Source organism: Sulfurivermis sp. (assembly GCF_059410345.1).
The window spans coordinates 37,009-59,217 of the sequence record NZ_JBLJDO010000004.1 but is presented as its reverse complement, the minus strand read 5'-3'; the positions used below and the strand labels follow the sequence as shown (position 1 = coordinate 59,217).

The following is a 22,209-nucleotide window of genomic DNA, read 5'->3' as shown; positions in this document are numbered from 1 at the left end:
GCCGCGGCGCGGGCCGGGCAAGGTCAGACGGGCCGCTGCGCCACCAGATACGCTTCATCGCGCAGGCCGCGTGCGGTGTCGCCCACGGTGTCTTCCTCGCGATAGGCGATGACGTCCAGCGCGCTGAACAGATGCAGCAGTTCGTTGCGCGCCAGGCGGAAGGCCGGATTGCTGGGGCCGTGTTCGCTCACCTGGGCACGCGTCCAGGTCTGGTAGTAAAGCAGTCCCCCGGGCTTGAGGGCGGCCTGTATGGCGGGGCACAGGCGGCGCTCCAGATAGCGGCCGACGACGATGACATCGAAGTGATGCTCCGGCAGGCCGTGCAGGGTCAGGTCGCGCATTTCGGCGTGCAGCGGCAGGTCGTGGCCGCGGGCATGGGCGTTGAGCTTGTCGATGGCGACGGCGGAGATGTCCCAGGCGAAGGTGTCGAGACCGCGCGCGGCGAGCAACAGGGCATTGGAGCCGAGGCCGCAGGCAAGGTCCAGCGCCGTGCCGTGGGACGGCAGCAGGTGGGCGTAGTCGCTCAATACCTGCGCCGGGCGGCCCCCGCCCACCTGGGTGTCACGATAGCGCTCGTTCCATTTGGCGGCGTCGGACATGTCTATTTGCGCCAGAAGGTCGGCGTGAACAGCACCAGCAGGGTGAAGATTTCCAGACGGCCGAGCAGCATGGCCACCATCAGCACCCACTTGGCGGCGGCCGGAATGTCGGCATAGTTGGCGCCGACATCGCCGAGACCGGGACCGAGGTTGTTGAGGCAGGCGGCAACGGCGGAAAAGGCGGTGACCTGATCGAGGCCAAACATCATCAGCAGCAACAGCATCACCGCGAACACGCCAACGTAGGCGGCAAAAAAGCCCCACACCGCGTCGATGACCCGATCGGGCAGGCACTTGTTGCCCACCTTGATGGGGATCACGGCATTGGGGTGGATCAGACGGCCGATCTCGCGCAAGCCCTGCTTCACCAGCAGCACGAAACGGATCACCTTCATGCCGCCCGCGGTGGAATTGGCGCAGCCGCCGATGAAGCTGATGAACAGCAGCATCACCGGCAGGAAGCCGGGCCAGGCGTGGTATTCGGCGGTGGTGAAGCCGGTAGTGGTGCCGATGGATACCGCCTGGAACATGCCGTGCAGCAGCGCGTCGGTCGGATCGCGGTAGGTGCCGCTGATATACAGATAGGCGCTGGTGATCAGTGCCGTCGCACCGAGGATGATGGCATAGGTGCGCGATTCGGTGTCGCGCAGATAGGGGCGCGGGCTGCGGCCGCGCCAGGCGTAGAAATGCAGAGTGAAATTGATGCCGGCAAGGAACATGAACACCACGGCGCTCAGTTCGATCAGCGCATTGCCGTGGTAGTAGCCCATGCTGGCGTCGTGGGTGGAAAAGCCGCCGATGGCCACGGTGGAGAAGCTGTGGCCGATGGCGTCGAACGGTGCCATGCCGGCACTCCAATAGGCCAGGGCGCAGGCGATGGTGAGGCTGAGGTAGATGTACCACAAGGTCTTGGCCGTTTCGGTGATGCGCGGTGTTAGCTTGCTGTCCTTCATCGGCCCCGGCATCTCGGCACGATAGAGCTGCATGCCACCGATGCCGAGCATGGGCAGGATCGCCACTGCCAGCACGATGATGCCCATGCCCCCCAGCCACTGTAGTTGCTGGCGGTAGTAGAGAATGGAGCGCGGCAAGGTGTCGAGACCGGTGATCACCGTGGCACCGGTGGTGGTGAGGCCCGACATGGACTCGAACACGGCATCGGTGATGGACAGCCCGGGTTGTTCCGACAGCGCCAACGGCAGGGCACCGAACACCCCCAGTACCGTCCAGAACAGCACCACCACCGCAAAGCCATCACGCAGGCGCAACTCGCGGCGCAGTTTGCACACCGGCAGCCATAGCACTAGCCCGGTAATCAGGGTGACGGCAAAGGCGAGCAGGAAGGTGTCGTGGGCACCGTCGCCGTAACCATAGGACACCAGCAAGGGCGGCAGCAGGGTGCTGCTGAAGATCATCAGCAGCAGGCCGACCACGCGTTGGATGACGGCAAATTGCATCGGCGTTACAGAAAGGTGATGCCGACCTGGAACAGGCGTTCCACTTCGGAGATGCGCTTTTTGTCGACCACGAACAGGATCACGTGATCCTCGGCCTCTATCACCGTGTCGTGGTGAGCGATGAGCACCTCGCTGCCGCGCACGATGGCGCCGATGGTGGTGCCGTGCGGCAGCTTGATCTCCTCGATGGCACGGCCAACGACCTTGGAGGAGTTTCTGTCGCCGTGGGCGATGGCCTCGATGGCCTCGGCGGCACCGCGGCGCAAGGAATGCACCGCCGCCACGTCGCCGCGGCGCACGTGGGTGAGCAACGAGCCGATGGTGGCCTGCTGCGGCGAGATGGCCACATCGATCTCGCTGCTCTCCACCAGGTCGACGTAAGCGGCACGGTTGATCAGTGTCATCACCTTGCGCGCACCGAGGCGCTTGGCCAGCATCGATGACAGGATGTTGGCCTCGTCGTCGTTGGTGAGCGCGCAGAACACGTCGGTCTCTTCGATATTTTCTTCCAGCAGCAGGTCGCCGTCGGCGGCATCACCTTGTAGGACGATGGTGCGACTCAACTCTTCCGACAAGGCCTTGGTGCGTGCGGTATTGTGATCGATCAGCTTGACCTGATAGTCGGCCTCCAGCGCCGCGGCTAGGCGTTTGCCGATGTTGCCGCCGCCGGCGATGATCACGCGCCGCGCCGGCTTTTCCTGCCGACGCAGCTCGCTCATCACGGCACGGATGTCCTTTTTGGCGGCGATGAAGAAGATTTCGTCGTCGGCCTCGATGACAGTGGTACCTTCCGGAATGATAGGGCGATTGCGACGGTAGATGGCGGCGACACGGGTGTCCACGCCGGGCATGTGCTGGCGCAGGGTCTGCAACTCGTGGCCCACCAGCGGCCCGCCGTAATAGGCCTTTACCGCTACCAACTGCACCTTGCCCTCGGCGAAGCTCAATACCTGCAGTGCGCCGGGGTATTCGATCAGGCGGTGAATATAGTCGGTGACCAATTGTTCCGGGCTGATCAGCACATCGACCGGAATCGACTCGGGCGCGAACAGCTGGGGGTGCATCAGATATTCCAGGGCGCGCACGCGGGCGATCTTGGTCGGCGTGCGGAACAGCGAGTAGGCAATCTGGCAGGCCACCATATTGGTCTCGTCGGAGTTGGTGACGGCGATCAGCATGTCGGCATCTTCGGCGCCGGCGCGCATCAGTACTTCCGGGTGCGAGGCCTGGCCGGTCACGGTGCGCAGGTCGAGGCGATCCTGCAGGGCTTGCAGGCGTTGCGGCTCGGTGTCGACGACGGTGATGTCGTTGGCTTCACTGGCGAGATTGTTGGCGAGGGAGGAACCCACCTGGCCGGCGCCGAGGATGATGATCTTCATGGCCGTGATTCCGCTGTGCGTTGGGCGCGCATTGTAGTGGAGGCGGATACGAGAGGAAAGCGACAAGATACGAGGAAAGAATGGCTCGCTGCACAAGCAATTCACTCAAGTACCTCGTGGCACGCCAGTGTCAGGATTCGCCTGCTGCTACTCCTTTTTCTTTGTTTCGATGCCGAGCGACTTGAGCTTGCGATACAGATGGGTGCGCTCGATGCCGGAGTGCTGCGCCACCTGATTGATATTGCCGTCGAGGCGGGCGAGCAGTTCGGTGAAATAGCGGCGTTCGAAGTTCTCGCGCGCCTCGCGCAGTGGCAGGTCGACGTCGGCGGCGGCGACAGTCGCCGCCGACGTGACGTTCAGCGCCCCCAGCGCAGCCTCCACCTCGGCGGCATCCACATCGCCGCTGCCGCCGACGATGAGCAGGCGCTGCACCAGGTTGCGCAACTCACGCACGTTACCCGGCCAGGGATGGTTGCGCAGGCGGTTTTGCGCCGCCACCGTGAAGCTGCGGTAGGGCAGTTTTTCCTGGCTGACGAAATGATCGACGTAGAAACGGATCAGGTCGCTGACATCCTCGCTGTGCTCGCGCAGCGGCGGTACGGTGAGCGGTACCACGTTGAGGTGGTAGTAGAGGTCGTTGCGGAACAGGCCGTCGCGCACGCGCTGGCCGAGGTCGTAGTGGGTGGCGGCGATGACGCGCACGTCCACTTTGACCGGGTCGGTGCCGCCGACGCGGTGGTAGCTGCGTGTTTCCAGCGCGCCGAGCAGGCGCGCCTGGGTGGCGCTGTCCATGTCGCCGATATCGTCCAGGAACAGGGTGCCGCCGTTGGCCTGTTCCAGCAGGCCGTAGTGCACCTTGTCGTCCTCTTCACTACCGAACAGTTCCACGGTGGCGTTGTCACCCAGCAGCGAGGCCACGCCGACGCTGATGAAGGGGCCGTCGCGGCGTGGGCTACAGGCGTGGAGATAGCGTGCCATCACCCCTTTGCCGGCGCCCGGTTCACCGCTGATCAACACGGTGGTGCCATGTTGGGCGACGCGGCGGACCTGTTCGCGCAGCTGTTGCATGGCGGCGCTGCGGCCCACCGGCTCGCCCACCGGTTGCGCCAGGCGCTTGAGGCCGACGTTCTCGCGGTGCAGATTGTAGGCCTCCAGCGCGCGCTCCACCGTGACCAGCAGCTTGGCCAGCGACAGTGGTTTTTCAATGAAGTCATAGGCGCCGAGGCGGGTGGCCTCCACCGCGGTCTCCACCGTGCCGTGGCCCGACATCATGATCACCGGCGAAGTGAGCGGGCCTTCCTCGGTCCACTCCTTGAGCAGGGAGATGCCGTCGGTATCCGGCATCCAGATGTCGAGCAGCACCAGGTCGGGGCGGCGCGTACGGCGCGCCCGCCGCGCGGTGGCGGCATTTTCCGCCGTGTCCACCTCGTAGCCTTCGTCGCGCAAGATGTCCTGCAGCAGCGACCGGATGTCCGGTTCGTCGTCCACTACCAGGATGTAGCCGTGCGCCATGGTTATCGAATCCTCTGGGTGACTCAGAAGCCGGCCCCTGGCCCCTCGCCCTTCGCCTTGACCGGTAAGCGAATCATAATGCAGGCGCCGCCCTCGGGCATGTTTTCCACCCAAATCATGCCGCCATGCTCCTCCACGATCTTTTTGACGATGGCCAGCCCTAAGCCGGTGCCCTTGGGCTTGCTGGTGACGTAGGGCTCGAACAGGTTGGCCAGCATTTCTTCGGGAATGCCGGGACCGTCGTCGCACACGGACAGTTCCACGTAGCGGCAACCGGTCTGCTCGGCGCAGTGGGTGGTGATGCGGATATAGGCGCCGTCGCGGCCGCAGGCCTCCAGGGCGTTCTTGATCAGGTTGTGCAGCACTTGGCGCAGGCGGCCGGCGTCGGCCTCGATGGTGGGGGTGCGCGGGTCCAGTTGCAGGTCGAAGCTGATGGGCCGTTGCTCAGTCTGGTACAGCTCCACCACCTCGTTGACGATGCGGTTGATGCCCACCTGCTCCAGGCGGATCTGCGGCGGACGGGCATAGTCGGAAAAGGCCTTCACCATCTCCTTCATCGTCTCCACCTGCTGCACGATGGTGTGGGTGGCGCGGTCCAGCACCTCGGCGTCGGCCGCGGGCATGGTGGCGAGGTATTTGTGGCGCAAGCGCTCGGCGGAGAGCTGGATGGGCGTGAGCGGGTTTTTTATCTCGTGGGCCAGGCGCCGCGCTACTTCGCCCCAGGCGGCGTCGCGCTGGGCCTGAATCAGGGCGGTGATGTCGTCGAACACGATGACGTGGCCCTCGCCGCCGGGCAGCAGGGCGCCGCGGCACATCAGTACCTGGCGGCCCTTCTGGCCGAACAGCACCAGTTCGGCGCGCCATTCCGGCTCGGCCAGGTTGAGGTGCGACAGTAAGGCCCCGACAAACTGGTCCAGGGCGGGGTGGCGCCCCGGCAGTTCCTGCAAGGGCTGGCCGAGCACCTCGGTCAGTTCGGCCCCCAGGATCTGGCCGGCGGCGGCGTTGACCGTGTGCAGTACGCCGTCGCTGTCCAGGGTGAGCACGCCGGAGGACAAACGGCCCAGCACCGCCTCCAGATAGGTGCGCTGCTCCTCCGCCTGACGCTGGCTGTGCTGCGCCGCCTGCTGGCTCTGGGCGATCTTGTAAGTCATCTCGTTGAAGGAGCGCACCAGAAAGCCCAGTTCGTCGCGGCCGGGCAGGGGCAGGCGTTTGTGGTAGTCGCCGGCCGCCACTGCGCGGGTACCCTCGGCCAGGTCGCGGATCGGCGCCACCAGCCGCCGCGCAGAGAAAAAGGCGGCCCACACCGCGGTGAGCAGGGACAGCAGCAGGATCAGCGACAGGGTGAGCGTGAAGCTGTATTTCAGCGGCTGGCGCAGGAAGGCCAGTTCCTTGTACTGGGCAAACGCCTCCTGCACGCTGTCGGCCAGGCGGCTGAGGCGCTCGGCCACCGGGTACAGGGCGTGCAGCACGCGCGGCTCGGCCCCCGGCTCCAGTGCCGGCAGGGTGATGGCGACGCGCACATGCATGCCAGCCTCGCCCAGGGGTTCCAGGCGGGCATAGTCCAGGCCCTGGCGCAGCTGCTGCAGCACCGCATCGCTCGGCATGGCCGGGACGATGGAGCTGGGATCCATGCTGGCGCCGGCAATGACGCGGCCGCGCAGGGTGAGCAGGGTCATCTCCGCCGCCTCACCGTGCTGGCGCAGCTCGTTCAGTCGCAGCGCTGCGGCGCTGTCCGGCACGCTTGCCAGCTCGCCCGCGGCCTGGCGGGTCTGGCGCAGCAGCTCGCGCAGGCGGCCATCGAGGGAGGCGCGGCCCAGTTCCAGGGCATCTTCCAGCGACTTTTCCACCCGCAGATCGAACCAGCTGTCGATGCCGCGGTGGAGGAATTGCAGCGAGAAGTAATACACCACCGACACCGGCGCCAGCGCCAGCAGCACGAACATCACCACCAGGCGCAGGGTGAGGCGCGAGCCGGGGGCGTGTTCGCGGTACTGTTGCAACAGGTGGATCAGGTTGCGGCCGATGAGGGCGATGAGCAGCAGCAGGGCGAGGATGTTCACCCCCAGCAGCAGCGAGTAGAGACGGCCGAACAGGGCGGTATTCTGGATGGCGCCGCTCATCAGGTAGAACGAGGCCAGCAGCAGCACCAGCAGCAGTACCACCGGTCGCGGCCCGGAGGTGAGGCGTTTTAAGGCGTCAAGGAGCATGTGAACCACGCGCTCGACAGGCGCCAGGCCGGGGTGACGTAGGCCACCGGGCGCAGCGGCGCCGGCAGGGCCTCGATGTCCAGGGAGGTGCGCAGCCGCACCTGGTATTCCTCCTCCGCCTCGATGTGCGCCGCGTCCAGCAGCGGCAGCTCATCCAGCGCCCCCAGCGCGGCCAGCGCCTGGTTGAGGGTGGGATGGATGGTCAGCGTGCCGCTGCCCAGGTTGCGCAGCAGGTATTGATCGGAAAAGGCGTGGTAGGTGAGCTGGTGCCGCTGCTCCAGTTTGGCCACCGTCTGGTTGGCCCACCAGCGGCGCAGGCGCTGCACTTCGATCTCCAGCCGCAGGGTGAGAGGGACGCCGTTGGCCAGGGCATCGAGTACCTCGGCGCTGAAGTCGTAATCAATGCGGGCGGTGAGCTGGTAGCCGTCATCCTGCAGCTTGGTGGCGGCACTGCGCACCTCGAAACCGCCGGCCTGGGCGCCGACCGCGCACAGGCCGAGGGCGAGCGCACCCAATAGCCGGCGCCAGCCAGCCAGCAACGGGTTACGCCTTGCGCAGGACTGCGTAATAAAAGCCATCCATTCCATTCTCGCCGGGCAGGATCTGCCGCCCCGCCGCCACGGCCTGTCCCCAGGCGGCGGTGATGGGGAGTTCTTGTGCCTGCGTCTTCTCACGCAGGAAGGCCGTCACCTGCCCGGCGTTCTCCGCCGTGAGTATGGAGCAGGTGGCGTAGACAAGAATACCGCCCGGTGTCAGCAAGGGCCACAGCGCGCGCAGCAGCCGTGCCTGCTGCGCGGCCAGCGTGGTGATGTCCTCGGCCCGGCGCAGGGTCTTGATGTCGGGATGGCGCCGGATCACGCCGCAGCCGGAGCAGGGCGCATCGAGCAGGATGCGATCGAAGGGTTTGCCGTCCCACCAGGCGGACGGGTCGCCGGCATCGCCGGTGCGCAGTTCGGCGGTGAGCTGGAGCCGTGCCAGGTTTTCCGCCACTCGCTGCAGGCGTTCCGCCTCGCTGTCCAGGGCCAGCAGAGCGACCTCGGGGCAGGTTTCCAGGATGTGGCCGGTCTTGCCGCCGGGGGCGGCGCAGGCGTCCAGCACGCGCTGGCCGGGCGCCAGTTGCAGCAGGCCGGCGGCAAGCTGGGCGGCGGCGTCCTGCACCGACACCGCACCCTCCGCAAAGCCGGGCAGTTGTTCCACCGCCACGGGGGTGGCGAGCGTGATGGCATCCGGCGCATGGGCGGCGGCGCTGGCCTCGATGCCGGCCTGCTGCAGCCGCTCCAGATACTGTTCACGGGTGCCACGCAGGCGATTGACGCGCAGGGTCATGGGCGGGCGCTCGTTGTTGGCGGCGGCGATGGCGCGCCACTGCTCGGGCCAGTCCTGCTCCAGGCGGGCGAGCAGCCACACGGGATGGGCCAGTGCTGCGGAATCGCTGGCGTCGACGGCAGTGAGCAGGGTTTCCTGTTCCCGTTGCAGGCGGCGCAGCACACCGTTGAGCAGGCCGCGCGCCCATTCTTTTTTCAGTTTCGCTGTCGCCTCCACGGTGAGCGACACGGCGGCATGGGGCGGCACATGGAGATAGAGCAGCTGATACAGGCCGGCGAGCAGCAGGGCATGCACGTCGCCGTCGCGGGCGCGCAGCGGCTTGTCCAGCAGCTTGCCGGCCAGGGCCTCCAGCCGCGGCGCCCAGCGCAGGGTGCCGTAGCACAGCTCCTGGGTCAGGCCGCGCTCCGCCGGCGGGACGCTGGCCAGGGCCGGCGGCAGGACCGCCGCCACGGAACGGCCTTCCGCCAGCACCTGGTGGATGGCCTTGGCCGCCGCGCTGCGGGCGTCGTCCTTTTTGCCCTTAGCCATGGCCGAGGGTCACGCCGTCGAGTGGGTGGGCGTTGAGGAAATCGGCGGCGGCCAGCGGCTTGCCGCCGGGCAATTGCACCTTCAACAGGCGCAGCAGGCCGTCACCGGTGGCGACGTCGATACCGTCGCGGCCGGTGCGTACCACGCGGCCGGGGGCGGCGTTGCCGGCCTCCCGCAAGGCCACGGCCTCCCACACACGCAGCACCTCCTCGCCCAGCCGGGCCTGCGCCACCGGCCAGGGATTGAAGGCGCGCACCTGACGCGACAGTGCCACGGCACTGCGCGACCAGTCCATCGCGGCCTCGGCCTTGTCCAGCTTTTTGGCGTAATTGGCCAGGGCGTCATCCTGCGCCGCGCCGTGCAGAGTGCCGGCCTGGAGCTGGTCCAGCGCCGTGAGGATCGCCTCGGCCCCGAGGGCGGCGAGGCGGTCGTGCAGGGTGGCGGCCGTATCGGTGTCGCTGATCGGGGTACTGACCTTGTGCAGCATGGCACCGGTATCGAGGCCCACGTCCATCTGCATGATGGTGATGCCGGTCTCCGTATCGCCGGCGAGGATGGCGCGCTGGATCGGCGCGGCGCCGCGCCAGCGTGGCAGCAGCGAGGCGTGGATGTTGAGGCAACCGTGGCGCGGCATCTCCAACACCGCCTTGGGCAGCAGCAGACCGTAGGCGGCGACGATCATCACGTCGGCGCCCAGCGCCGCCAGCTCCTGCTGGGCGGCCGCGTCCTTCAGCGACAGCGGTTGATACACCGGCACGCCATGCTCCAGCGCCAGCGCCTTCACCGGGCTGGGGGTGAGCTTGCGGCCGCGTCCGGCCGGTCGGTCGGGCTGGGTATAGGCGGCGATGACCTGGTGAGGTGAGGCGAGCAGGGCCTGGAGGGCCACAGCGGCGAACTCGGGGGTGCCGGCAAAGACGATCTTCAGCGGAGTCATGTAGATACCGAAAGGAGGTGGGCCGGGCGGCGCGTAATTGGTGAGCGCTTACAGTGTCTGGCGGCGCAGTTTTTCCAGCTTTTTGCGGATGCGCTCGCGCTTGAGGCTGGACAGGTAGTCGACGAACAGCTTGCCCTCCAGGTGATCCATCTCATGCTGGATGCACACCGCCAGCAGGCCGTCGGCCTCCAGCTCGAAGGGCTGGCCGTCGCGGTTGAGGGCGCGCACCTTCACTTTCTCCGCCCGCTCCACGGTCTCATACACGCCGGGCACCGACAGGCAGCCCTCGTCCATCTGCTCCACGCCGTCGCGGCTGATGATCTCGGGGTTGATGAACACCCGCGGTTCGTTCTTCTCTTCCGACACATCGATGACGATGACGCGCTGGTGCACGTTCACCTGGGTGGCGGCCAGGCCGATGCCCGGGGCGTCGTACATGGTGTCGAACATATCGTCCACCAGGCGGCGGATGGTGGCATCCACCTGGGTCACTGGCGCAGCGCGGGTGCGCAGGCGCGGATCGGGGAAATGCAGGATATGGAGGATGGCCATGGCGGTTTTCCGTGACAAACCTATAGTAATTGCGCAAGACTTGCTGCTAAAGTAATGATGATACTAGGTTCTGACTCTCAGGACGACCCGCCAATCGATGCTGCGGGATGGGGTCAGACCGGGGGGAATCATCCCGCACGGGATGGACGCCGAATCAGACACAAACATCTACGGGACGCCCATGGAAAAGAATCCGCTCCGTATCTCCCGACTGCTGACTTCCTTGGCAGCCGCCGCCATTGTCGTTGGTTGTGCCAGTGCGCCGCAACAGCCCGAGGCACCCGCGCCGCAACCCGAGCCGGTGGTTGTGCCGGAACCGGTGGCTCCGCCGCCGCCGGTGGTCCTGCGGGAGGATCATCCGCAACAATATATCGTCGTAAAGGGCGATACCCTGTGGGACATCTCCGCACGCTTCCTGCGCGACCCCTGGCTGTGGCCGGAGGTATGGGACAGCAATCCGCAGATCGAAAATCCTCACCTGATCTACCCGGGTGACATCCTGATCCTGGCCTACAAGGACGGGCGCCCGGTGATCCAGGTGCATCGCGGCGGCGTTATCAGCAGCACCACGCCGCGCGGCATTCCTGAGGTGCGCCTGTCACCGCAAGTGCGCGTGGAAGGTCTGGAGCGCGCCATTCCCACCATCCCCATCGACGCCATCCGCCCGTTCCTGACCCGGCCGCGTGTGGTGACCGAGAAGGAACTGGAGGCTGCGCCCTATATCATCTCCAGCGTCGACAAGCATCTCATCGCCGGCCCCGGCCATCGCGTTTACGTGCGCGGCCTGACCGATGCGGACCTGACGGATTACGTGGTGGTGCGCCCCGGTGCCGTCTATCGCAATCCCAACAATCCCGATGACATCCTCGGCTACGAGGCGATCCATGTGGGTGACGTGCGGCTGAAGGAGTTCGCTGACGTTTCCACGCTGCAGATCACCAGCGCCACCCGCGAGGTGCTGAACGGCGATCGCCTGCTGCCGGCCAATGATACGGCGGCGGATGTGAGCTTCCTGCCGCGCGCGCCCAAGAGCAAGGTACGCGGTCAGATCATCGCCGTGCCCGGTGGCGTGTCCCTCATCGGCCAGTATCAGGTAGTGGCGCTCAACCTGGGGCAGCGTGAGGGTATGGAGCCGGGCCACGTCCTGGCCATCTATCAGGCCGGTGAAATGGTCCGCGATCGCATGCGGGGCGGCGAACTGGTGAAGATGCCCGATGAGCACGCCGGTACCCTGATGGTGTTCCGCACCTTCGAGCGCGTCAGCTATGGCCTGGTGATGAAGGCCACGCGTACCATGCACGTGAAGGACATTGTCACCAATCCCTGAGTTTTTATCGCTTCACTCTGCAACGGCGCCTGCGGGCGCCGTTTGCATTTTTGTGCCGGGTGATTACCGCTATACTGCCGCCTGGCTATAGGGACATGGCTGACCACGATGACCACCCGCGACGACCTCCACTACTGGCTGGCCCTGCTGCATCTGCCCGGTGTCGGGCCGGTGCGCCTGCACGAACTGCTGGCTCGCCACGGCTCGCCACGTCAACTGTTCGAACAAGGTGGGCGCGATACCACCCTGGAAGGCGAACTGCGCGACGCGCTGCGCGTGCCCGCCTGGGACGCGGTGGAGCGCGACCTTGCCTGGGCCGGTGACGGGCGCGCCATCATCACGCGGGATGACCCGCGTTATCCGCCCCTGCTGGCGCAGGTGCATGATGCGCCGCCCGTGCTGTATGTGCACGGCAATGTGCATGCGTTGATACAGCCGCAGCTGGCGATGGTGGGCAGCCGCAACCCGACGTCCCTGGGCGAAGAGACCGCGCAGCAGTTTGCCTGTGTGCTGGCCGGTGCCGGCCTCACCATCACCAGTGGTCTGGCCCTGGGCATCGACGGTGCCGCCCACCGTGGTGCCCTCGCGGCGCGGGGGCAGACCATCGCCGTGTTCGGCACCGGCCCCGATCGCATCTATCCGGCGCGTCACCGCGACCTGGCCCATGCCATCGTCGATGGCGGCGGTGCCCTGGTGAGTGAATATCCGCCCGGGACACCGCCACTGCCCGGCCATTTCCCACGGCGCAACCGCATCATCAGTGGCCTGTCTCTCGGTACGCTGGTAGTGGAGGCGGCGCTGCGCAGCGGTTCGCTGCTCACCGCGCGCAGTGCTGCGGAACAGGGGCGCGAGGTGTTCGCCATCCCCGGCTCGATACACAATCCACTGGCGCGTGGTTGCCATCGTCTGATCCGCGATGGCGCCAAATTGGTGGAGACGGCGCAGGACGTGTTGGAGGAGTTGGCGCCCCAGCTGCGTGCCATACTGACGCAAGAGTCCGCGCCATTAGTAAGTGAATTTGATCTCGATGCAGACTACCGGCACCTGCTCGATTGCCTCGATTTCGCGCCCACTGCCGTGGACATTCTGGTGGAACGCAGCGGATTGACGGCCGATGCCGTTTCCTCCATGCTGTTATTACTGGAACTGGAGGGTTATGTAGCCTCCGCGGCGGGCGGGGGTTATGCCCGGACCAGCAAAGAGAGCCTCTGAATGAAGCAAAACGTGTTTGACGTCCTGATGTACCTGTTTGAAAACTATATGGAAGATGAGATAGGTTTCGACGAGGATCAGGACGCGTTGCAAGAGGTGTTGCTGGAGGCGGGCTTCAGGCAAAACGAGATCCGCAAGGCCTTCGACTGGCTGGAAGGCCTGGCCGAGTTGCAGGACGATGCGCCGCCGGCGGTCGTGCCGTCCGGCTCCTTCCGTCTCTATTCCGAGCCGGAGCTGGAGAAGATCAACACCGAGTGCCGCGGTTTTATCCTGTTCATGGAACAGATGGGCGTGCTCGACTCCGCCACGCGCGAAATGGTCATCGACCGGGTGATGGCGCTGGAGGAGGAAGAGGTGGACCTGGAGCAGCTCAAATGGGTGATCCTGATGGTCCTGTTCAACCAGCCTGGCCGCGAGGCGGCGTTTGCGTGGATGGAAGACCTGGTCCTGGACGAGACAGCGGGTGTACTGCACTGAGCACGCCACCCCTCTCCGCCACAAGGTATGCCCGCGTTACGCGGGCATTGTTTTTTTAAGGAAGCAGTATGAGCAAGCATCTCGTCATCGTTGAATCGCCGGCCAAGGCCAAGACCATCAAGAAATACCTGGGCAAGGATTTCGAGGTGCTGGCCTCCTATGGTCACGTGCGCGACCTGCTGCCCAAGGAAGGGGCCGTCGATACGGCGCATCGTTTTGCCATGAAGTATCAGCTCATCGACAAGAACGAAAAACACGTCGATGCCATTGCCAAGGCGCTGGCCAAGGCCGACAGCCTGTACCTGGCCACTGACCCGGACCGCGAAGGCGAGGCCATCTCCTGGCATCTGCTGGAAATCCTGAAGGAACGCGGTCTGCTCAAGGGCAAACAGGTGGCCCGTGTGGTGTTTCACGAAATCACCAAGAAGGCGATCCAGGAGGCCACCGAGCATCCGCGCGAACTGGCCATGGATCTGGTCAATGCCCAGCAGGCGCGCCGCGCCCTCGATTATCTGGTCGGTTTCAACCTGTCGCCGCTGCTGTGGAAGAAGATCCGCCGCGGCCTGTCCGCCGGCCGTGTGCAGAGTCCGGCGCTACGCCTGATCGTCGAACGCGAACTGGAGATCGAGGCCTTCAAGGCGCGTGAATACTGGACCATCGAGGCCGACGCCCTGGCCGCCAAGCAGGTCTTTTCCGCCAAGCTGATCCAACTCGCCGGCGAGAAGATCACGCAGTTTTCCATTACCGACAGCAAGCAGGCCAAGGCGGCGGAAAAGGCGCTGACCAAGGCCGCCGGCGGCACGCTGGTGGTGAGCAAGGTGGAAAAGAAGCAGCGCAAGCGCAATCCGGCGGCGCCATTCACCACCTCCACCCTGCAACAGGAGGCCTCGCGCAAGCTGGGCTTCACGGCGCAGCGCACCATGCGCACGGCGCAGCAGTTGTACGAAGGCATCGACATCGGCGGCGAGACTGTCGGCCTCATCACCTACATGCGTACCGACTCGGTAAACCTGGCCCAGGAGGCGCTGGACGAGATCCGTGCCTACATCGCCCAGCGTTTCGGTGCTGACAACGTGCCGAAAGAGGTGCGGACCTACAAGACCAAATCGAAGAATGCCCAGGAGGCGCACGAGGCGGTACGCCCGACCTCCGTGTTGCGCGAGCCGGACGCGCTCAGGGATCATCTGACCAAAGAGCAGCACAAGTTGTACGAGCTGATCTGGAAGCGCACCCTGGCCTGCCAGATGATCCACGCCACCATCGACACCGTGGCGGTGGACCTTGGGGCCGGGGAAGGCAACATCTTCCGCGCCAACGGCTCCACCGTGGTGCACCCGGGCTTCATGGCGGTGTACGAAGAGAGTGTCGATGACGCCAAGAAGGATGAAGACGAGGACAATCGTCTGTTGCCGCCCCTCAAGGAAGGCGAGAGCATCGGCCTCAAGGCGATCCGCACCGAACAGCATTTCACCGAGCCGCCGCCGCGCTACTCGGAGGCCTCGCTGGTGAAGGCACTGGAAGAGTACGGTATCGGCCGTCCCTCCACCTATGCCTCGATCATCTCGACGCTGCAGCAGCGCGAGTACGTGGAGATGGACAAGAAGCGCTTCATTCCCACCGATGTCGGCCGCATCGTCAACAAGTTCCTCACCGAGCATTTCACCAAGTACGTGGACTACGACTTCACCGCGCACCTGGAAGACGAGCTGGATGAGGTGTCGCGCGGCGAGAAGGACTGGGTGCCGGTGATGGAGGAGTTCTGGGGGCCGTTCCAGGAGCTGGTAGAAACCAAGGAGAAGGACGTCAGCCGCAAGGACGTCACCCAGGAGGCGATGGACGAGTCCTGCCCCAAGTGCGGCAAGCCGTTGTCCATCCGTTTAGGCCGCCGCGGCCGTTTCATTGGTTGCAGCGGATATCCCGAGTGTGACTACACGCGCAACCTGAACGAAACCGCCGAACAGAAGGAAGAGGCGCCACCGGAGATCGTGGAAGGTCGCACCTGCCCCAAGTGTGATTCGCCGCTGATCATCCGCCAGGGCCGTTATGGCAAGTTCATCGGCTGCTCGGCCTACCCCAAGTGCAAGTTCATCGAGCCGCTGGAAAAACCGGCCGATACCGGCGTCACCTGCCCCGAATGCAAGAAGGGCACCCTGGTGCAGCGCAAGTCGCGTTACGGCAAGTTGTTCTATTCCTGCAACACCTATCCGGACTGCAAGTACGCCGTATGGAATCCGCCGATCAATGAGCCGTGCCCGCAGTGCGGCTGGCCTATCCTCACCCTCAAGACCACCAAGCGCCGCGGCACCGAAAAGGTCTGCCCACAGAAGGAGTGCGGCTACGCCGAACAGGTGGCGCCGCCGGGCGGCAGTGATGCCGAAGAGTGATCCCATCCAGGCGGCTGATGGTTCGATCTGAACACGGAAAACGGTGATGAGCAGTCCCTGGCAGGTACATGAGGCTGCGCGGGCGTTGCGCGCGGGCGGGGTCATCGCCTATCCCACGGAGGCCGTCTACGGTGTCGGCTGCAATCCCCTGGATGCACGCGCCGTGCTGCGCCTGCTGGAGTTGAAACGGCGGCCGCTGGAAAAGGGCGTGATCCTCATCGCTGCCGATTTCGCCCAGCTCGAACCCTATGTCGGCCCGTTGTCCGAGACGCTGCGGCGTAAGGTGCTGGCCACCTGGCCCGGCCCCGTGACCTGGTTGTTGCCGGTGCCGGACAGCGTGCCGGTGTGGCTGCGCGGCAGCCATGATTCCCTCGCGGTGCGCGTCACGGCGCACCCATTGGCGGCGGCGTTGTGCCGCCAGTTCGGTGGCGCCATCGTCTCCACCAGCGCCAACATCAGCGCGCGGCCGCCGGCGCGCAATCCCCTCACCGTGCAACGGGTGTTCGGCGACCGCCTCGACTTCATCCTGCACGGTCCGCTGGGCGGTCTGGACAAGCCCACCGAGATCCGCGACGGTCGCAGCGATCGCGTGGTGCGGGCCGGTTGAGGCGGGCGCTACCTCAGCCCGGTGACGTCGAGCAGGCGCTGTAGCCGCGTATCCAGTGTGGTGGCGTCGGCCGCACGCACCGTGGCATGACCCACCTTGCGGCCGGCGCGCTCTTCCTTGCCGTAGTAATGCAGGTGCGTGTCTTCCAGAGCGAGCACTGTCTGCCGTGGCGGCAGGGTGCCGATGAAGTTGAGCATGGCAGCATGGCCGAGCGCCGCAGTGCTGCCCAGCGGCAGGCCGCACACGGCACGCAGGTGGTTCTCGAACTGGCTGGTCTGGGCACCTTCGATAGTCCAGTGACCGGAGTTGTGTACCCGTGGCGCGATCTCGTTGGCGATGAGGCGCGCACCGTCTTGAAACAGCTCCAGCGCCAGCACACCCACATAGTCCAGTTTTTCCAGCAGCCGCCGAATGTACGCCTCGGCCTGGCCCTGCATCGTGTCGCCCGCGCAGCTGCGCGAGAGGTGGAGGATGCCGTTGCGGTGAACGTTCTCTGCCAGCGGGTAGTAGCGGATCTCACCGTCGTGGCCGCGCACTGCGATGATCGACACCTCGCGCTGGAAAGCGATGAAGCCTTCGAGGATCAGGGGTACGCCGCCGATACGCTGCCAAGCGGCAGCGATGTCCTCCGGCCGGCGCAGCACCGCCTGGCCCTTGCCGTCGTAACCAAGGCGGCGCGTCTTGAGCACGGCAGGCAGGCCGATGGCAGTCACAGCCTGTTGCAGTTCCTCCAGGCTGTTCACGGCCTGGAACGGCGGCGTGGCGATACCCAGTTCGCGGAACAGGGTCTTCTCGTGCAGCCGGTCCTGTGCGGTGTGCAGGGCCTGGGCCGACGGCCAGACCGGGCGCTGGCGCGCCAGATACTCCACGCAGGCCACCGGCACGTTCTCGAATTCGTAGGTGACCACGTCCACTGCGGCGGCGAAACGATCGAGCAACGCGGTATCGTCATAAGCGCCGCAATGATGTTCGCCCAGCACGGCGGCGCAACTGTCCCCTGTCGGATCGAGAAAGGCGAAACGCATCCCCAAGGGATGGCCGGCCAGCGCCAGCATGCGCGCCAGTTGCCCGGCGCCGAGGATTCCTACCCTCATGCGCCCTCCCGCGGATCGGGGTTGGCCAGCACGGTGTCGGTCTGGTTCTGGCGGAACGCGGCCAAGGCCTGGCGGAATTGCGGATGCTTGGCGCCGAGGATGGCGGCGGCGAGCAGGCCGGCATTGGCGGCGCCGGCGGTGCCGATGGCGAGGGTGGCCACCGGGATGCCGGCGGGCATCTGCACGATGGACAGCAGCGAGTCCATGCCGTTGAGGGCCTTGGACTGCACCGGCACGCCCAGTACCGGCAACACGGTTTTGGCGGCGACCATGCCCGGCAGGTGGGCGGCACCGCCGGCACCGGCGATGATCACCTCCAGGCCGCGGCCCTCGGCCGAGGTGGCATAGTCGAACAGCAGGTCCGGGGTACGGTGGGCCGAGACCACGCGGGTTTCATAGGGCACGCCCAGCTTGTCGAGCATGCCCGCGGCATGGCTCATGGTGTCCCAGTCCGACTTCGAACCCATGATGAGGCCGACCAACGGCTGCATGTGTAGTCTCCTTGGCTTGCGGCCCACGGGCCGGAAAGGCGCGATTTTACACCGCTTTTGCCCCCGCCGCTGCGCCGCCGGGCTTTGCTAGAATCAGCCCTTCCCGTGTCCTCCGTGAGCCCAGCCCATGACCCCACCGGATTCCACTCGTGTCGAACAGTATCTCCGTGCCCTGCAGGACCGTTTGTGCACGGCCCTGGCGCAGGAAGACGGTGGCGCGGTGTTTCAGGAGGATGCCTGGCAACGACCGACAGGTGGTGGTGGCCACACGCGTGTGCTTGCCGGGGGCGCCTTGTTCGAGCAGGGTGGTGTGAATTTCTCCCATGTGATGGGCGACAGCCTGCCGCCATCGGCGACGGCGGCGCGGCCCGAGCTGGCCGGCCGTTCCTGGCAGGCGATGGGGGTGTCGCTGGTGCTGCACCCGCGCAATCCCTATGTGCCCACCTCCCACATGAATGTGCGCTTCTTTGTGGCGGAGAAACCGGGCGAGCAGCCCTTGTGGTGGTTCGGCGGCGGCTATGACCTGACGCCGTATTACGGCTTTGAAGAGGATGTGGCGCAGTGGCATCGGGCGGCACGCGATGCCTGCGCACCGTTTGGCGCGGACGTCTATCCGCGCTACAAGCAGTGGTGCGACGAATACTTTTTTCTCAAGCACCGCAATGAGGCGCGTGGTGTCGGCGGCATCTTCTTTGACGACCTCAACGCCTGGGGTTTCGAGCCATGCTTCGCCTTCCTGCAAAGCGTTGGCGACAGCTATCTCGGTGCCTACTTGCCCATTGCCCGGCGCCGCCGTGATACCCCCTACGGTGAGCGCGAGCGCGACTTCCAGCTCTATCGCCGCGGCCGCTACGTGGAGTTCAATCTGGTGTGGGATCGCGGTACGTTGTTTGGTCTGCAATCGGGCGGCCGCACCGAATCGATTCTGATGTCCCTGCCGCCACTGGTGAAGTGGCGTTATGACTGGCATCCGGTACCTGGTAGCCCCGAAGCAGAATTGTATGAGCGCTTCCTGCCGCCGCGCGATTGGCTGCGTTGACAAAACCGTTCTGCACCAAAACTGGTTGGCGTCTTTGCGGTGTCTCCGCCCGGTCATTCCCGGTTGCGCATGAAATCGGCCACTTTGTAAAAGGCCGCCTCCAGCTCATGACGCAATCCTTCCTCGATACCCACATCCACCATGGCCTGGCGCATGCAGGCCATCCACTGATCCCGCGCGCAGTCGTCGATGGGGAAGGGCATGTGGCGTTGGCGCAGGCGCGGATGGCCGTATTTCTCCACATATAACGCCGGGCCACCGAGCCAGCCGCTGAGGAACAGAAACAGTTTCTCCTCTGAACCCTTGAGATTGCGCGCGTGCATGGCGCGGATCCCGGCGGCCTCCGGCAGGCCATCCATTAATTGGTAGAAACGCTGCACCAGGGCACGTACCGCCGGTTCGCCGCCGATGCGTTGGTAATGGGAGTTTTCCATGGTCTTCGTGACAGTGATTTGCGAAATGGTGTTTAATGTAGCCGCGATAAATGCCGCGACGGAAGTGTAGCACCCGTACTCGGCAACGCCGCCAGCGGAAGGCCTCCAGGGGAACTGCCCCACGTATCAGATTCGGAGACCATGCCCGCCATTAATTCCCCCCTGTTGTGGCTGCCTGCCAGAGGGTTGCGCCTGTGTCCCTGATTCAGGCTTGGTCGCGACGTCTGCGCGCGGCCCTGGGGCTGCATTGCCCGCAGGATGCCAGTGAGCGTTACCGCATTCTGTTCGACAGCAACAAGGCGGTGGAACTGCTCATCGATCCGCAGGGTGGGGCCATCGTCGACGCCAATCAGGCGGCCGTGGCTTACTACGGTTACCGGCGCGAGGAACTGCTGGCGCGCCGCATCAGCGACATAAACATCCTGTCACCGGAGGAACTGGCCGCGGAAATGGCGGCCGCTCAGGCAGAGCGACGCAGTCATTTCTTCTTCCGCCATCGCCTTGCCAGCGGCGAGGTACGTCATGTGGAGGTGCACTCCGGCCCGGTGCTCATCGATGGCCGCACCCTGTTGTATTCCATTGTCCATGACATTACGGAGCGTGTTGCCGCCGAGGCCGCGCTACGCGCCAGCGAGGAAAAGTATCGTGCCATCGTGCGCAACACCGCCGAGGGCTACATCCTCATCGACGCCCGGGAGTTTCGTATCGTTGAAGTCAACGAGGCGGCCTGCGCCATGCTGGGCTATCCGTCCGGCGAATTGCTTGGGCGGGCATTGCCGGAGTTTACCGAGGGTGAAAACCGGGCGCGCCTGGCCGCGCAGCTGGCGCGCATTGCCAGCCTGGAACACCGCCGCTATGAGCTGGCGCTGGTGCGCAAGGACGGCCAGCCGGTGGAGGTGCGTGTCAATGCCACCACCTTGCGCGATGCCGATGGCGTGCCGCGCTACGCATTCGGTTTCTATACCGATATCACGGAACAGAAACGCACCGAAGAGCAGTTGCGTCGCGCCGCGACCTTTTTCGCCAATACCTCCGAAGCGATCCTTATCACCGATGCCGCCAACCGCATCATCGCCGTCAATCCGGCCTTTACCCATATCACCGGCTACAGCGCCGATGAGGTCATCGGCCAGGATCCCAAGCTGCTGCGCTCGGGTCGCCACACCGAGGCGTTTTACGCCCAGATGTGGACGACGTTGCAGCGCATGGGGCGTTGGCAGGGCGAAGTATGGAACCGGCGCAAGAGCGGCGAGGTATTTCCGGAGTGGTTGTCCATCGTCGCCATCAAGGATGCGGATGGCCAGGTGCAGCAGTACATGGCGATCTTTTCCGACATCACGCGACGCAAGCGCGACGAGCAGAAGATCTGGCGCCAGGCCAATTTTGATGCGCTCACCGGATTGCCGAACCGAACCTTGTTCACCGACCGCCTTGCCCAGGCTTTGCAGGCCGCCCATCACGAGGGCTGGCAGGTCGCCTTGATGTTCATCGACCTGGACCGTTTCAAGTGGGTCAATGACACGCTCGGCCACAATGCCGGTGATCACTTGTTGCAGGAAGTGGCGCACCGCCTCAAGAGCTGCGTCAATGAAATGGCTACGGTGGCCCGACTCGGTGGCGATGAATTCACCGTAGTCCTGCCCGATATCGGCTCGCCCCATGATGCAGAGCAGACGGCTGACTATATCCTGCGCCGGTTGGCGGAGCCGATTCTGCTCGACGGTCATGAGACCTTTGTTTCCGGCAGTATCGGCATCACGTTCTATCCCCGTGATGCCGCCAGTATTGAAGATTTGATGCGCAATGCCGACAGCGCCATGTACCGTGCCAAACAGGCCGGCCGCAACACCTATCGTTACTTTACCCAGGAAATGAATGAGGCGGCGGTACGCCGCCTGCGCCTGGAGCATGATCTGCGCCGCGCCCTGGATCGCGGTGAGTTCGAGTTGTATTACCAGCCCATCGTCAACGGCAGTGATGCGGTGCTGCTCGGTGCCGAGGCCCTGCTGCGCTGGCATCACCCGGAATTGGGTATGGTGTCGCCGGACGAGTTCATTCCCCTGGCCGAGGAGATCGGGGTGATCGCTCCCCTGGGTAAGTGGGTATTGCTACAGGCCATTCGCCAATGCGCGGCCTGGCGGGAACAGGGCCGCGAGCTGGTGGTGGCCGTCAATGTCTCCGCCGAGCAGTGCAAGTTGGATGGGTGTTGGGAAAACGTACAGCAGGCCCTGCAACAATGGGGGTTGCCTCCCGAGGCGCTCAAGCTGGAAATTACCGAACGGCTCATGATGGAGCATACCGATGAAGTGGTGGCGATGCTCAACCGTCTGCGTGCCGCCGGCGTACATTTGGCGGTGGACGACTTCGGCACAGGTTATTCCTCGCTCAGCTATCTCAAGCGCTTCCCGGTAGACCTGTTGAAGATCGACCGCGAGTTCATCGAGGGGTTGCCGGACAATCCGGACAATGTGGCCCTGGTGGAGGCGATCATCGCCATGGCACATAGCCTGGACCTGCGGGTGGTCGCCGAGGGTGTGGAAACCATCGAGCAGGAGGCATTCCTGCGCCGGGCAGAGTGCGACATGATGCAGGGTTTTTACTACGCCCGGCCGATGCCGGCGGAAGCCTTCAGCGAATATATGCGATAAGA

Annotated in this window: 19 protein-coding genes; 7 read left to right on the top strand and 12 right to left on the bottom strand. The window is 65.0% G+C overall.

What is annotated here, in order from left to right; translation table 11 throughout:
* Positions 1-23: 23 nt before the first annotated feature.
* From ACMV8A_RS04745 to def, 9 genes are all read right to left on the bottom strand, one after another.
* Complete coding sequence (locus tag ACMV8A_RS04745) at positions 24-599, bottom strand: class I SAM-dependent methyltransferase (RefSeq protein ID WP_495324600.1); 576 nt, start codon at positions 597-599, stop codon at positions 24-26.
* 2 nt (positions 600-601) lie between these two features.
* Entirely contained in the window at positions 602-2,056 is a 1,455-nt protein-coding gene (locus tag ACMV8A_RS04740; protein WP_495324599.1) for a TrkH family potassium uptake protein, read from the bottom strand.
* A 5-nt stretch (positions 2,057-2,061) separates the two neighbouring features.
* The gene (gene trkA / locus ACMV8A_RS04735; protein WP_495324769.1) at positions 2,062-3,444 is read right to left on the bottom strand and encodes a Trk system potassium transporter TrkA; all 1,383 of its coding nucleotides are present in this window, start codon (positions 3,442-3,444) and stop codon (positions 2,062-2,064) included.
* Positions 3,445-3,582: 138 nt separating this feature from the next.
* Entirely contained in the window at positions 3,583-4,947 is a 1,365-nt protein-coding gene (locus ACMV8A_RS04730) for a sigma-54-dependent transcriptional regulator (RefSeq protein ID WP_495324598.1), read from the bottom strand.
* Between the two features lie 23 nt (positions 4,948-4,970).
* A complete protein-coding gene (locus tag ACMV8A_RS04725; protein WP_495324597.1) occupies positions 4,971-7,154 on the bottom strand; it encodes a sensor histidine kinase in 2,184 nt (727 codons plus the stop codon).
* Positions 7,136-7,693 carry a DUF4390 domain-containing protein gene (locus ACMV8A_RS04720; RefSeq protein ID WP_495324596.1) on the bottom strand — a complete coding sequence of 186 codons (558 nt, stop codon included), beginning with the start codon at positions 7,691-7,693 and terminating at the stop codon, positions 7,136-7,138. Before ACMV8A_RS04720 ends, ACMV8A_RS04725 begins: the two co-directional genes overlap by 19 nt.
* A 4-nt stretch (positions 7,694-7,697) precedes the next feature.
* Positions 7,698-9,008: a 16S rRNA (cytosine(967)-C(5))-methyltransferase RsmB gene (gene rsmB, locus ACMV8A_RS04715; RefSeq protein ID WP_495324595.1), complete on the bottom strand. Its 1,311-nt coding sequence runs from the start codon at positions 9,006-9,008 to the stop codon at positions 7,698-7,700.
* Complete coding sequence (fmt, locus tag ACMV8A_RS04710) at positions 9,001-9,942, bottom strand: methionyl-tRNA formyltransferase (RefSeq protein WP_495324594.1); 942 nt, start codon at positions 9,940-9,942, stop codon at positions 9,001-9,003. Before fmt ends, rsmB begins: the two co-directional genes overlap by 8 nt.
* Before the next feature lie 48 nt (positions 9,943-9,990).
* Positions 9,991-10,494, bottom strand: coding sequence for a peptide deformylase (gene def / locus ACMV8A_RS04705; protein WP_495324593.1), 504 nt, complete (start codon positions 10,492-10,494; stop codon positions 9,991-9,993).
* Positions 10,495-10,675: 181 nt separating this feature from the next.
* Here def and ACMV8A_RS04700 point away from each other — a divergent pair, with 181 nt between their 5' ends.
* The 5 genes from ACMV8A_RS04700 to tsaC all read left to right on the top strand — a co-directional run bounded on the left by ACMV8A_RS04700 (position 10,676) and on the right by tsaC (position 16,501).
* Positions 10,676-11,821 carry a LysM peptidoglycan-binding domain-containing protein gene (locus tag ACMV8A_RS04700; protein ID WP_495324592.1) on the top strand — a complete coding sequence of 382 codons (1,146 nt, stop codon included), beginning with the start codon at positions 10,676-10,678 and terminating at the stop codon, positions 11,819-11,821.
* 108 nt (positions 11,822-11,929) lie between these two features.
* Entirely contained in the window at positions 11,930-13,033 is a 1,104-nt protein-coding gene (dprA, locus tag ACMV8A_RS04695; protein WP_495324591.1) for a DNA-processing protein DprA, read from the top strand.
* On the top strand, positions 13,034-13,510 hold the full coding sequence (locus ACMV8A_RS04690; RefSeq protein ID WP_495324590.1) for a DUF494 family protein: 477 nt from the start codon (positions 13,034-13,036) through the stop codon (positions 13,508-13,510).
* A gap of 68 nt (positions 13,511-13,578) precedes the next feature.
* Positions 13,579-15,894, top strand: a complete 2,316-nt coding sequence (gene topA / locus ACMV8A_RS04685) for a type I DNA topoisomerase (RefSeq protein WP_495324589.1) — start codon at positions 13,579-13,581, stop codon at positions 15,892-15,894.
* Between the two features lie 46 nt (positions 15,895-15,940).
* Positions 15,941-16,501, top strand: a complete 561-nt coding sequence (gene tsaC, locus ACMV8A_RS04680) for an L-threonylcarbamoyladenylate synthase type 1 TsaC (RefSeq protein WP_495324588.1) — start codon at positions 15,941-15,943, stop codon at positions 16,499-16,501.
* An 8-nt stretch (positions 16,502-16,509) separates the two neighbouring features.
* Here the strand turns inward: tsaC and ACMV8A_RS04675 are convergent, their stop codons facing one another.
* Positions 16,510-17,595 carry a 5-(carboxyamino)imidazole ribonucleotide synthase gene (locus ACMV8A_RS04675; protein ID WP_495324587.1) on the bottom strand — a complete coding sequence of 362 codons (1,086 nt, stop codon included), beginning with the start codon at positions 17,593-17,595 and terminating at the stop codon, positions 16,510-16,512.
* Positions 17,592-18,086 (bottom strand): 5-(carboxyamino)imidazole ribonucleotide mutase, encoded by a 495-nt coding sequence (gene purE / locus ACMV8A_RS04670; RefSeq protein ID WP_495324586.1) that lies wholly within the window; start codon positions 18,084-18,086, stop codon positions 17,592-17,594. The genes ACMV8A_RS04675 and purE overlap by 4 nt, the downstream gene beginning before the upstream one ends.
* Before the next feature lie 127 nt (positions 18,087-18,213).
* Between purE and hemF the strand changes: the two genes are divergently transcribed.
* On the top strand, positions 18,214-19,125 hold the full coding sequence (hemF, locus tag ACMV8A_RS04665; protein WP_495324585.1) for an oxygen-dependent coproporphyrinogen oxidase: 912 nt from the start codon (positions 18,214-18,216) through the stop codon (positions 19,123-19,125).
* A 53-nt stretch (positions 19,126-19,178) separates the two neighbouring features.
* Here hemF and ACMV8A_RS04660 read toward each other — a convergent pair whose 3' ends face one another.
* Positions 19,179-19,559, bottom strand: coding sequence for a group II truncated hemoglobin (locus ACMV8A_RS04660; RefSeq protein WP_495324584.1), 381 nt, complete (start codon positions 19,557-19,559; stop codon positions 19,179-19,181).
* 194 nt (positions 19,560-19,753) lie between these two features.
* On the opposite strand from ACMV8A_RS04660, the gene ACMV8A_RS04655 reads away from it, so the two are divergent.
* On the top strand, positions 19,754-22,207 hold the full coding sequence (locus tag ACMV8A_RS04655; RefSeq protein WP_495324583.1) for a sensor domain-containing protein: 2,454 nt from the start codon (positions 19,754-19,756) through the stop codon (positions 22,205-22,207).
* Positions 22,208-22,209: the final 2 nt, after the last annotated feature.